12 protein-coding genes and 1 pseudogene are annotated in these 12,155 nt (G+C 67.7%); 9 read left to right on the forward strand and 4 right to left on the reverse strand.

What is annotated here, in order from left to right:
* Nucleotides 1-360: 360 nt before the first annotated feature.
* Together FHU35_RS11065 and FHU35_RS11070 are read right to left on the reverse strand one after the other, a co-directional pair.
* A complete protein-coding gene (locus FHU35_RS11065; RefSeq protein WP_145738405.1) occupies nt 361-1,080 on the reverse strand; it encodes a DUF1990 family protein in 720 nt (239 codons plus the stop codon).
* Entirely contained in the window at nt 1,077-1,286 is a 210-nt protein-coding gene (locus FHU35_RS11070) for a hypothetical protein (protein WP_145738406.1), read from the reverse strand. Before FHU35_RS11070 ends, FHU35_RS11065 begins: the two co-directional genes overlap by 4 nt.
* A gap of 89 nt (nt 1,287-1,375) precedes the next feature.
* Here FHU35_RS11070 and FHU35_RS11075 point away from each other — a divergent pair, with 89 nt between their 5' ends.
* Nucleotides 1,376-2,068, forward strand: coding sequence for a DUF1990 family protein (locus tag FHU35_RS11075; RefSeq protein WP_145738407.1), 693 nt, complete (start codon nt 1,376-1,378; stop codon nt 2,066-2,068).
* A 116-nt stretch (nt 2,069-2,184) separates the two neighbouring features.
* Here the strand turns inward: FHU35_RS11075 and FHU35_RS11080 are convergent, their stop codons facing one another.
* A complete protein-coding gene (locus tag FHU35_RS11080; RefSeq protein WP_186459375.1) occupies nt 2,185-2,700 on the reverse strand; it encodes a VanZ family protein in 516 nt (171 codons plus the stop codon).
* Between the two features lie 422 nt (nt 2,701-3,122).
* Here FHU35_RS11080 and FHU35_RS11085 point away from each other — a divergent pair.
* The 8 genes and pseudogenes from FHU35_RS11085 to FHU35_RS11120 all read left to right on the forward strand — a co-directional run bounded on the left by FHU35_RS11085 (nt 3,123) and on the right by FHU35_RS11120 (nt 10,945).
* A pseudogene (locus FHU35_RS11085) lies at nt 3,123-4,006 on the forward strand (aldo/keto reductase).
* Nucleotides 4,007-4,020: 14 nt separating this feature from the next.
* A complete protein-coding gene (locus FHU35_RS11090; protein ID WP_145738409.1) occupies nt 4,021-5,007 on the forward strand; it encodes an aldo/keto reductase in 987 nt (328 codons plus the stop codon).
* A 179-nt stretch (nt 5,008-5,186) separates the two neighbouring features.
* On the forward strand, nt 5,187-6,077 hold the full coding sequence (locus FHU35_RS11095) for a helix-turn-helix transcriptional regulator (RefSeq protein ID WP_145738410.1): 891 nt from the start codon (nt 5,187-5,189) through the stop codon (nt 6,075-6,077).
* A gap of 336 nt (nt 6,078-6,413) precedes the next feature.
* Complete coding sequence (locus FHU35_RS11100) at nt 6,414-7,451, forward strand: zinc-dependent alcohol dehydrogenase family protein (protein WP_145738411.1); 1,038 nt, start codon at nt 6,414-6,416, stop codon at nt 7,449-7,451.
* Nucleotides 7,448-7,645, forward strand: coding sequence for a hypothetical protein (locus FHU35_RS11105; RefSeq protein WP_145738412.1), 198 nt, complete (start codon nt 7,448-7,450; stop codon nt 7,643-7,645). Before FHU35_RS11100 ends, FHU35_RS11105 begins: the two co-directional genes overlap by 4 nt.
* Before the next feature lie 264 nt (nt 7,646-7,909).
* Nucleotides 7,910-8,908, forward strand: coding sequence for a fatty acid desaturase family protein (locus FHU35_RS11110; protein ID WP_145738413.1), 999 nt, complete (start codon nt 7,910-7,912; stop codon nt 8,906-8,908).
* Between the two features lie 347 nt (nt 8,909-9,255).
* Entirely contained in the window at nt 9,256-10,440 is a 1,185-nt protein-coding gene (locus FHU35_RS11115) for a molybdopterin-dependent oxidoreductase (RefSeq protein ID WP_246110239.1), read from the forward strand.
* Nucleotide 10,441: 1 nt separating this feature from the next.
* The gene (locus tag FHU35_RS11120; protein WP_145738415.1) at nt 10,442-10,945 is read left to right on the forward strand and encodes a hypothetical protein; all 504 of its coding nucleotides are present in this window, start codon (nt 10,442-10,444) and stop codon (nt 10,943-10,945) included.
* Between the two features lie 133 nt (nt 10,946-11,078).
* Here FHU35_RS11120 and FHU35_RS11125 read toward each other — a convergent pair whose 3' ends face one another.
* Nucleotides 11,079-12,122 carry an NAD-dependent epimerase/dehydratase family protein gene (locus FHU35_RS11125; RefSeq protein WP_145738416.1) on the reverse strand — a complete coding sequence of 348 codons (1,044 nt, stop codon included), beginning with the start codon at nt 12,120-12,122 and terminating at the stop codon, nt 11,079-11,081.
* Nucleotides 12,123-12,155: the final 33 nt, after the last annotated feature.

The raw sequence follows: 12,155 nt of genomic DNA on the forward strand, positions 1-12,155 counted from the left end.
CGTTCGCGAAAGGGAAGCCCAAGACGAGCTCGACTCTCGGCTGTCTCCTGCCACGAGAATTCCCAAGCCGGAGCACGTGAAACCTGTCCGGGCGGGCCGGCGGCGAAGCATCGACCCCGACGTCGTGCTCTGCTCGGACCCGCGCTGTTCCCACGCGTTCGGTGAGGAGTGGGGTTGCTGGTTCGGTGCTGCGGGCGTCGTCGATCACGACGCTTCGTCACTGGGACGAAAACCCTTCTGCCGTCGGGAGTGACGCGTTCACGCAGGCGATTCACCACGTCGTCGAGCAGGTCTCCGGATTTCCAGCCGCGATCGGCTTGTGCTGAGCGCTCTGCACCGCAGCGGATCGCACCGGGCTGGTCAGCCGGGGTGGTCGAGGCGGAGGTGAACGCCGCCGAACCGGTGCGCAACCATGCCGGACGGAGCCAGAACGACGCTGTCCGCCTCGCGTGCCGGGCCCGGCGCACGACCCTCCAGGCTCTCCGTGACGAGTCGATCCATCCGCGCGGCGCAGTGGCGGTAGAAGCGCAGCTGCGTGCTCCTGCCGAACGCGGCCCAGCCCAGTCGCGTCAGGGGGGCCAAGCCGGGGGAGTGCTGTGAGTAGCCGGAAACGAGGAACTCCACGCGGCCCGAGGTGGGGTGCTTGATCACCAGGTAGCTCATCTTCCCGCGTTCTATGTGCCCTTCGAGGGTTTCGTACGACCAGCCCCACACCCGCTCGGGGCTGGACTCGTCGAGCACCTCGGTAACGCGCACACCCATGTGGAACCGCAGCCCGTAGAAGGCGCCTTCCAACAGCATGTCCCGGCCCAGCAGCGGGGAATCGCGCCGGTAGATCGCACGAATCCGACGGGGAACGGCGAACTCGTAGTCGCGGACCAGCCGGCAGGCCGTCTCCCAGACACCGCCGGGCTCGGGTGGGCCGGGTTCTTCCGAGCCGAGGGAACGGCGGTGGGCATCGAAGTTCCAGGCCGGCTCGCGCACCTCCGCGGCCGAGTAGTTGACCTGTCGTCGTCCCAGGTCCTCCAGTGCCGCGAGGTGATCCACCCCGGCGAGCAGGTCACCCCGCGAGCCGGTCACTCCACCTCGCGGAGGCTGTCGCCGACCAGCCACAGGGTGGGCGGCCACAGTCCGACGAACAGAGCCCTGCGCTCGGCGTTGCCCCGCTCCGCCTGGTCGACGGTCTTGGCCCGGATCCACAGGCCGATGCAGAGGCCTATCGCTCCGATGGAAGCAATCTGCAAGTACGCGCTGCGCAGACCGATCCGGTGTAGTAGCGCGATCACCGATGACACCTCGCTGACGTGTGATCCTGGCTCGACAGGGGGACCATGCCAGCATCCCTGTTTCCAGCTGGTTCCGCGAAGGGAACGAGATGGCCAAGACCACCGGGTACATCACCCTGCTCGCGAAGTGGCTGATTGGCGTGGCGCTGATCTCCTGGCGCTACCTGTGGCAGACCACGCCTCTGCACCGGAGCGAGGTGTGCGTGCACACCGATGAGCGGTTGCCGCCGGAGGTCCCTGAGGAGCTGCTCGACGAGCGCTGCCAGCCGGCCGTGGCAGGGGTCGGCGAGCTCTACCACCGCCTGTTCAGCGTGCGGGTCGTGGATGGAGCACATCATCCCGACGAACTGATGCTGCGGGTGAAGGAGGACCTCAACTGCGCGGCGCCCACCGAAGTGGTGCGGTTCTACAAGACCAGGGGAGGCATGGACGACATGCGTCTCGGCGACGAGTTCGTCGTGCGCATGCCCGGTCCCTGGGACGGGCCCGTGCGCGTCGTGGCTTGCGGTCCCGACCGCTTCCGCTTCGTCACGTTGAGGGGGCACCTCGAAGCGGGGCAGATCGAGTTCCGCGCCGTGACGGAGGACGACACAGTGCTCTTCGAGATCGAGACGTGGGCCCGGCCGAGCAGCAGGCTGGTGCACCTCCTCTACACCCGGCTCCGGTTGGCCAAGGAGATGCAGCTGAACATGTGGGTGCGCTACTGCCTGAGCATCGCGAGCGTGTGCGGAGGCCGGGCCAGCGGAGGCGTGCGCATCGAAACGAAACGCGTCCTCGCCTGAGGCCGACGTCGTGCCGACCGCACCCGCGACGATCCCGCGCACCACGTGAACCATTCGCAACCATTTTCGCCTACGTCGCCCCGGTGTACCAGGCGGATTGACGGAAACGTGCCGGTTCAGGTGGCGCGTTGGGGACGCTGGAGCCAACGCCGGGCCACCACCCCGCCGACGACCGCTGCGCACGCTCCGCCGATGCTGTTGCTCAGCACGTCCTGCCCGACGCAGGAACCGGTGTCGAACATTCCCTGCGCCACCTCGAAGACCACCGAAGTGGCCACGCAGAACAGCACGGCGCCCACGATGCGACCGGTGGCCAGAGCGGCGAACAACCCCAGTGGCATCAGCATGGCGACGTTCAGAGCCGCCTCGTTGAGCCCCGCTGCGCCCGAGGTCAGCGCGCAAGCGGAGAAGTTCAGCTCGACGAACTGAAAGGGCTGGCGGCCCTGGGTCACCGACAAGGCCAGCGCCAGGCTGACCCCGGCGAGCACGGCGGGCACTCGGCGCCAGCCGCGGCGGTGGGCCACCAACCACGAGGCCGATCCCAGCAGCACGGCCCCCACCGCGAAGATCACCAGCACGCTTCGCTGCCCGAGCACCGCTCCGGCCACGGACCCCAGGGCCTCGTGTTCCATCCACACCTCTCTGCACGCATCACAGGCGGTGCGGCCACAACGACGGGCGAGCACACATGCCAAGCCCTTGCCTACCCGAAGCAACACCGGCCCAAGCCGGCGGGGGCCCGTGATCCTGGTCATCCTGCCCGGTGCTTCCGAACCTGACCCGAGACGCAGGGCAGGGCGTCTCCACAGTTCACCGGGAGCACTCCGGGACGCGTTCGCGAGTGCCAGGTCCGCCGTGAGTTCAGCGACGGGGTGAAGGTTCTCCGGTAGGAATCCACGAGGGGCCCAGTTCTCCCGAAACTGCTCGATGGGTTCCTGCTCGACCGCGGTTCCAGGTGCTACCGCGCGTTCGCCGGTGATCCAATCGGGGTACTGGGAGTACCCGGCTGAGTGGACACTCCCAGGTGGGTCGCGGTGGGCTTAGCGTCGAGGGCATGACGATTTCGACGTTCAGGCTGAACAACGACGTGGTGATGCCATCGATCGGGTTCGGCGTCTTCCAGTCGGCGCCGGAGGAGACGACCGCAGCGGTGGCGGAGGCGTTGCGGGTCGGCTACCGGCACATCGACACCGCCGCGGCTTACGGCAACGAGCGGGAGGTCGGTGAGGCGGTCCGGCGTTCGGGTCTGTCCCGGGACGAGGTGTTCCTGGAGACCAAGGTCTGGATCACCGATTACGGTTACGATGCGGCGTTGCACGCCTACGGCAAGGCGGTCGGCAAGCTCGGAGTCGAGCAGCTGGACCTGCTGATCCTGCACCAGGCGTTGCCCGGTGAGTTCGACCTGACGATCCAGGCCTACCGGGCGCTGGAGAAGCTGCACGTCGACGGCAAGGTCCGCGCGATCGGTGTCTCGAACTTCATGCCCGGCCACCTGGACCGGCTGCTGGCTGAGACCGAAGTCGTGCCTGCGGTGAACCAGATCGAGGTGCACCCGTACTTCCGGCAGTCCGAGCTGCTGGGCTACGACGCCGAACGCGGTATCCTCAACCAGGCTTGGTCGCCGATCGGCGGGATCACCTTCTACCGCGACGGTTCCAAGGGCTCCACGTTGGAGGATGCCGTGATCCGCGGGATCGCCGATGGGCACGGCAAGACCCCGGCGCAGGTGATGCTGCGCTGGCACCTGCAGCAGGGGCGCCAGGTGATCCCGAAGTCGGTCACCCCGGCGCGCATCGCGGAGAACTTCCAGATCTTCGACTTCGAGCTCACGGCTGATCAGCTCGCCGCGATCGACGGTCTGGACACCGGTGTTCGGGGTGGCCCGGAGCCGGAGAAGTCACCCGCGAGAACTTCGGCGTCGAGATCCCGGAAGCATGAGGAGGAGTCGCACGATGCACACGCGCACGCTTGGTCAAGGTCTGGAGGTCTCGGCGATCGGTCTGGGCTGCATGGGCATGTCCCAGAGCTACGGGCCCAATCCCGGTGACCGCGGTGACATGATCGGGGTGATCCGGTACGCCGTCGAGGAGTCGGGGGTCGACTTCTTCGACACCGCCGAGGTTTACGGCCCGTACGTCAACGAGGAGCTCGTCGGCGAGGCGTTGCGGCCTCTTCGGGACCGGGTCGTGATCGCCACCAAGTTCGGGTGGGACATCCAGGACGGGAAGATGGTCGGCACGAACTCCCGGCCGGAGCAGATCCGTCGCGTCGCCGACGAGTCCCTGCAGCGACTGGGCATCGACGCGATCGATCTGTTCTACCAGCACCGGGTGGACCCGAACGTGCCGATCGAGGACGTCGCAGGGACAGTGGCCGAGCTGGTGCAGGCCGGTAAGGTCCGGCACTTCGGGCTGTCGGAGGCCGGTGCGGGCACGATCCGCCGCGCGCACTCGGTGCACCCGGTGACCGCTGTGCAGAGCGAGTACTCGCTGTGGACCCGCGACCCAGAACCCGAGGTGTTGCCCGCCTGCGCCGAGCTGGGGATCGGGTTCGTGCCCTTCAGCCCGCTCGGAAAGGGATTCCTGACCGGTACGGTCAACACGTCCGACTTCACCGAGGGCGACATCCGCAACACCATTCCGCGCTTCGCCGCCGGCAACCTCGACGCCAACCGGTCCCTGGTCGACCAGGTCCGCGCGCTCGCCGAGGACAAGGGTGTCACCCCAGGTCAGGTCGCCCTGGCCTGGCTGCTGGCCCAGCAGCCGTGGATCGTCCCGATCCCCGGCACGCGCCGCCCCGAGCGCATCGACGAGAACGCCGGTTCCACCCAGGTCGCCCTGTCGGCCGATGAGGTGGCCGACCTCGACGCCCTCGCCGCCCGAACCGGGGTCAAGGGCGACCGCTACAACTCTGCGGGCATGTCCATGGTCGGCCTCTGACGAGCTCGACGGTGAGGTGCTCCGGCCACCTCGTTTACAGCTCACGTGAACGGGAGGAAACCCGCCGAACCGCGGCGCCTTCAGCGGGTTTCCGCCGGAGCGCCGGCCGGGGGAGGACCGGGTTTTCCAGGTAACACCAGTACCTGGTTGTGCTGCGGCCAGTGGCTTACGTTGGGTGCATGGACCAGAGCGACCACCGCGCCGAGGTCCGCGAGTTCCTCAGCTCGCGGCGGGCGCGCATCACACCGGAGCAGGCCGGTTTGCCGGCCTACGGCGGTAATCGGCGGGTCAAGGGCCTGCGCCGCGAGGAGGTCGCGATGCTCGCGGGGGTTTCGGTGGACTACTACGTCCGCATGGAGCGAGGCACCCTGGCCGGTGCCTCCGACAACGTGCTCGACAACCTGGCGCGGGCGCTCCAGCTGGACGAGGCCGAGCGAGAACACCTGTTCGGCCTGGCCCGCGCGGCGGGCCCTGGCCGTCGGCGGCGCACCACCGTGCCGACCAGCGTGCGTGCGACCGTGCAGCAGGTCCTCGACGCGATCAGCGACGCTCCGGCGTGGGTGCGCAACGATCGCCACGACATCGTGGCGATGAACACCCTCGGTCGTGCGCTGTACGCGCCGGTGCTGGCCGATCCCCGGCGCCCGGCGAACACCACGCGGTTCGTCTACCTGGATCCGGCCGCTCGGGATTTCTTCGTGGACTTCGACAAGATCGCCAACGATGCCGCGGCGATGCTGCGCCTGCAGGCAGGCCGCAATCCGCACGACCGCGCGCTGATCGAATTGGTGGGGGAGCTCTCGACGCAGAGCGAGCTGTTCCGCGAGCGGTGGGCCTCGCACGACGTGCAGCTGCACCGCAGCGGCCGCAAGCGCCTGCGCCACCCGGTCGTCGGTCAGCTCGACCTGGACTACGAGTCGATGGAACTGCCCTCGGAACCGGGACTGACGCTGAACATCTACACGGCACCGTTCGACAGCCCGACCGCGGATGCGTTGAAGATGCTCGCCAGCTGGGCCGCCACCCAGGACCACAACGAACCCGACCCGGCCGAGGCCGAGAAGAGCTGACCTGGCACCGATTTGTCCACTGAGGACGAGCGGAACATCGAAACCATCGATGAACGGCACGAAGTCGAGCCGGTGTGATGGGAGAAGAGCACTGGCACGGCGGGACCGAGAAGACGGTGATGGCCCACCGAAGAGCAGTACCTGGCTGCCCACGATCTCGGTTGACTCGGGGCGGAGCCAGCAGGCACGCGTTCTCGCGCTCCCGAAGCCGACGGCATGCGTGTGTCATCACCGGATCCGAGGGGTACTCCTGATACCTGGCACGACGGGCCCTGTCACGCGTCGACGCGACGCGATGGACTGGGTGTGCAGGCAAGACTGTGGAAGTGAGTGCTCATGAAAGCGACTTTGATCTACGGCGCGGGCGACGTTCGCGTGGAGGACGTACCCGACCCGAAGCTGCAGCATTCGACCGATGCCCTCGTTCGAGTGCTGCGCACGTGCGTCTGCGGCAGCGACCTGTGGCCGTACGGGTCGAATCCGACGTCCGAGCACGGTGATCGGATCGGGCACGAGTTCCTCGGCGTGATCGAGGAAACTGGTTCGGCGGTGTCCGGGTTCAAGCCGGGCGACGTCGTGGTGGCGCCGTTCGTGTGGTCGGACAACACCTGCGACTTCTGTGCCGAGGGTTTGCAGACGTCCTGCCGGCACGGTGGTTTCTGGGCCGCCGGCGACGTCGACGGTGGCCAGGGTGAGGCGGTCCGCGTGCCGCAGGCGGCGGGCACGCTGGTGAAACTGCCCGTCGGTGAGGATTCGGCGCTGCTGCCCTCGCTGCTGACGCTGTCCGATGTGTTCCCCACCGGCCACCACTGCGCGGTGACCGCTGGGGTGAACCAGCGCACGACCGTGACCGTGGTCGGTGACGGCGCCGTCGGTCTGTCGGCGGTGCTGGCTGCGAGGCGGCTCGGCGCGGAGCGGATCATTCTGATGGGGCGGCACGCTGACCGCACCGACCTCGGTCGTGACTTCGGTGCCACCGACGTCGTCGCGGAGCGCGGTGACGAGGGCGTCGAGAGGGTCCGGGAACTGACTCGTGGTGACGGCACGCATCGGGTCCTGGAGTGCGTGGGGACGAAGCCGGCGCTGGAGACCGCGTTCGGAGTGACGCGCAAGGGTGGTGCGGTCAGTCGGGTCGGTATGCCGCAGTACGAGGAGGGGCCGATCGGGTTCGACCCGATGTTCTTCGGCAACATGACCCTCACCGGCGGTGTCGCGCCGGCGCGTGCCTACATCGAGGAATTGCTGCCCGACGTGCTCGAGGGGAAGGTCGAGCCGGGCAAGGTGTTCGACCGCACCGTCCGCCTCGACGAAGTGCCCGAGGGCTACCGCGCCATGGCCAACCGCGAGGCGTTGAAGGTCCTGGTGCGGCCGTGAGCGTCCGGATTCTCGAAAGGAATTGGGGATCCGGTCTGCACAGCGAGTTCCTCACCCCGGTCCGCCCGGGCGAGGACGCCAGGCGCGTGGTCGACCGCAGTGGCGACGTCGCCCGCCGCTCGGCGCAGAACTTGGAGATCTTCTTCGGCCGGGAAGCACCGCGGAGCGCGGTCGCTCTGTTCGACCGCTCTTGAGCAGCTCCCCCAACCGGTGGTGTTTGGGTCACGGGTGCCGTGGGAACTCCTGTGTGCAGCGACGGAAGGTGGCCCCTGCCATATTTCCCGGCGGGCATGGAAACCGAACCGGTTTCAGGCGCGTCGCGGACGACAGGGCGCCCGGCTCAGGAAGTGGGAAACGCGTTGTCAACAGAAACGTCTCCTCCCCCGGACACATCAGCTCCTCCCACGGCGCTCTCACCGCAGCAGCGGCACGTCAGCACCTACACCGCGTTGTCGCGCATGGTGCGGCAAGAGGGGCTGCTGCGCCGCCGTTACGGCTACTACTGGACGCGCATCGTGGCGGTGGTGGCCTCCCTCGCGCTGGTGGGGGTCGCGGTGGCACTCCTCGGCGATACCTGGTGGCAGCTGGTGCCGGCGGCGGTGCTGGGTTTGGTCAGCGCCCAGTTCGGCTTCCTCGGCCACGATTTGGCCCACCACCAGGTGTTCACCTCGAAGGGGTGGAACGTCTGGTCTGCCCGGGTGATCTCCGGGCTGTTCACCGGACTGAGCTACACCTGGTGGAAGGGCAAGCACAACAAGCATCACAGCGCCCCCAACCAGGAGAACCGGGATCCGGACATCGGGCCGGGCGTGTTGGCGTTCACCCCGGCCGACGCCGCACCGAGGACCGGTCTCGCGGCGCGGTTGACCCGCCACCAGGGTTGGGCGTTCTTCCCGCTGCTCACGCTGGAAGGGCTGCAGTTGCACGTCGCGAGCGTGCGGACGCTGCTGGGGCAGAAGACGGACCGGTACCGGTGGGTGGAGCTGTGGTTCATCGCCGTGCGGCTCGGTGGATACGCGGCGGTGCTGCTAGCGGTGCTGCCGGTGGGCAAGGCCGCCGCGTTCGCCGGTCTGCAGCTGGCGGTGTTGGGCGTGTTGCTGGGTGGGGCGTTCGCGCCGAATCACAAGGGCATGCCGATCGTGCCCGCCGACATGAAGGTGGACTTCCTGCGTCGCCAGGTCGTGATGTCCCGCAACATCCGCGGCGGTGCGTTCACCGATTTCATGATGGGCGGGCTGAACCATCAGATCGAGCATCACCTGTTCCCCAGCATGCCCCGCCCGAACCTCAAACTGGCCAAACCGCTCGTGCAGGCCCACTGCGCCGAACACGACGTGGCCTACGTCGAGACCGGCCTCTGGCGCTCGTACCAGATCGTGGTGCACTACCTCAACGCGGTGGGACTTCGCGCGCGTGACCCCTTCCAGTGCCCGCTGATCCAACGCTACCGAGCCTGACCGGACTTCAGAGGATCCCGCGGCTCAAAAGCAGCAGCGCAGTGCTCTGAGGCCCTGCGGCCGTTCGAGCGAGCGACACCAGCGCTGTGCGTCAGCTCGGGTGCTGGGGCACACTGTAGATATCCAGGTGTGTTGGGACGGCAGCGTCCACGTGACGTTGATCGGGTGGTGGGGTGTCCGACGAGAGCGACGCAACCGCAGGGCAGTTCCGGGACGACGAAGGAACACCTTCCGATGAGTTCGGTTTCCCGGCCCGGGGGTGGCGGATGCTCGCTCGCCACCGTCCGCCGGGTTTCGGGCGGAGCCGACTGTGGCGGAGCCCGTTGCGCGGCCCGTGGTTGACGTCGGTGTTCGGTGCGGTCCTGTTGGCTGGTCTGCCGCTGGTGATCATCACCGGGCTCCTGTCGTACATCGCTTACGGGCCGCAGTTCGGGCAAGCAATGCCTCCCGAGGTGGGGTGGTTGCGGCTGCCTTCGTTCGACTGGCCGACCCGGCCTGCCTGGCTGTATCGGTTGAGCCAGGGTGTGCACGTCGGGCTGGGCTTGGTTCTGATCCCCCTGGTGCTGGCCAAGCTGTGGTCGGTGGCCCCGAAGCTGCTGAGTTGGCCGCCGAGCCGATCAGTGGCCCAGCTCTTGGAACGGCTGACGTTGCTGCTGCTGGTCGGCGGCGTGTTGTTCGAGATCGTCACCGGGGTTCTGAACATTCAGTACGACTACGTTTTCGGGTTCAGCTTCTACACGGCGCACTACTTCGGGGCGTGGGTGTTCATCGGAGCCTTCGTCGCGCACGTCGTCCTGAAGGTCCCCCAGATGATCAGAGGACTGCGATCCCGATCGTTTCGGCAGATGCTGAGGACGTCTCGGGCGGAGACCCGCCCGGAGCCGGTCGAGGACGACCTGGTCGCGCGCGAGCCGTCCGAGCCCACGCTGTCGCGGAGAGGCGCGCTCGCTCTGGTCGGCGGTGGTTCGCTCCTGATCGGTGCGCTCACCCTGGGGCAGAGCGCAGGAGGATTCACTCGGCAGAGCGCGCTGTTGCTGCCGAGAGGCCGGGTCAGCGGTGAGGGGCCGAATGGCTTTCCCATCAATCGCACTTCGGAGGCGGCGGGTGTCACCGCGGAGTCCACCGGCCCGACGTGGCGGCTGGTGCTCCTGGGTGGGCCGATGCCTGTCGAACTCGACCTTGCCGGGCTGCGGGAAATGGCGCAGCACTCGGCGAAGCTGCCCATCGCATGCGTGGAGGGTTGGTCGACGACACAGGTGTGGAGCGGTGTGCGGCTGCGTGATCTCGCGACTCTCGCGGGGGTGTCGACGCCGTTGTCCGCGCATGTGAGATCCCTGGAAGCTGCAGGCGCGTTCAACCAGGCGACGCTGCAGGCGAACCAGGTGAGCGATCCAGATTCCTTGCTGGCGCTTCGCGTCAACGGCGCGGAACTGTCGCTGGACCACGGGTACCCGGCGCGGGTCATCGTCCCGGCGCTGCCTGGGGTGCACAACACGAAATGGGTCCAACAGCTCGAGTTCCGGGAGGGCTGAGATGGCCGGGGGAGGGTGGTTCACCAAGCTCTACGGAGCGGGTCCCGTCCATCTGCTCGCGGTCGTCGGCTGTTTCGCGCTGGCCTCCTACAGCGCCCTTCTGGTCTGGGAGGAACCACAGGTTGTGCGGATGGCCGTGTGGTTCGGTGCGGCTGTCGTGGTGCACGATCTGGTCTTGTTGCCGGTGTACTCGCTGGCGGACCGGGCCCTGGCCGGATCGTTGCGCTCGCCCCCCAAGGCGCGGGTGCCGATCGTCAACCACGTTCGGTTGCCCGTGCTGGCCGCCGGGCTCCTCTTCCTGGTGTTCTTCCCCGGTGTCGTCCAGCAGGGAACGGCGACGCATCTCGCCGCGACCGGTCAGGACCAACAGCCCTACCTCGGTCGCTGGTTGGCTCTCAGCGCGACGTTCGTCGTGGTGAGTGCGGCCATCTACGTGATTCGCAGGGTGATAGCACTCCGAAGGGAGCGCAGCCGCGAGTCCTCCGGCGTGGATGATCCGACCTGAGCCCATCCTCTGATCAGCGGTGCTGACTACTTCCGTCGTGGCTGCGGACCGTGCGTGGTCGGCGGTCGTGCCAGGACCGCCCCGAGCCGGAAAAGCCGATCCGGCAAGCAGCGCCGGGTTCTGGACGAGCGTGTCATGCGCGGAGTTCGGCTGTGCCGAACTCCTTCATGCCGTCGTCGAAGTCGATCTGGGGCCGGAAGTTCAGGTCCTGCTCGGCTCGCGCCGGGTCGGCGGTGATGTGGCGGACGTCGCCGAGGCGGTACTGGCCGGTGGTGATCGGGCTCGGTCCGTTGGCCGCCTGCGCGAGGGCGGTGGCCATGTCGGCAATGGTGCGCGGTTGCCCGGAGCAGATGTTGTAAGTGGTGAACCCGGGTGATTCGCCTTGGATTGCCGCCAAGTTGGCGCGGGCAATGTCGTGGACGTGGATGAAATCCCGTCGTTGGGCGCCGTCTTCGAAGACCTTCGGTGCTTCGCCCAGTGCGAGTGCCGAGCGGAAGAGTGAAGCGACTCCTGCGTAGGGGGTGTTGCGGGGCATTCGTGGTCCGTAGACGTTGTGGTACCGCAGTGCGACAGCGGACCCCCCGGTGTGGCGTGCCCACACAGCGGCCAGGTGCTCTTGGGTCAGTTTGGTGACGGCGTAGGTGTTTCGGGGGTCCAGCGCCGCGTCTTCCGGGATGAGTTCGGGGTCCAGGGGACTGCCGCATCGCGGGCATCGCGGTTCGAAGAGCCCGCGGTCGAGATCGGCCGGTGTGCGGGGGCCGGGTTGCACCGGGCCGTGGTCCGGGCAGGAGTAGCGCCCTTCTCCGTACACGACCATCGAACTCGCGAGCACCAGCCGACCGATGTCGGCGTCGGCCATCCCGGCGAGCAGGTGGGCGGTGCCGAGGTCGTTGTGCGTCACGTAGTCCGGCATGTCGCTCATGCCGGTTTCCAGTCCGACCATGGCGGCTTGGTGGCAGACCACGTCGATCCCGGTCAGCCCGCGGCGCAGAACCGCGGGGTCCCGGATGTCGCCCCGGACGATTTCGTAGCCCTCAAGGTGATCGGGCACGGTTTGACTGCCGTGCGCGGCGGGGAGCAGCGCGTCCAGGAGCCGAACGCGGTGTCCGCGGGCGTGCAGGACGTCGGCGATGTGCGAGCCGATGAATCCAGCTCCACCGGTGATGAGTACGTGCATCTCGTGCTTCCTTCCACCATCGTCTTGGTTCAG

Source organism: Saccharopolyspora dendranthemae (assembly GCF_007829955.1).
Classification (GTDB): domain Bacteria; phylum Actinomycetota; class Actinomycetes; order Mycobacteriales; family Pseudonocardiaceae; genus Saccharopolyspora; species Saccharopolyspora dendranthemae.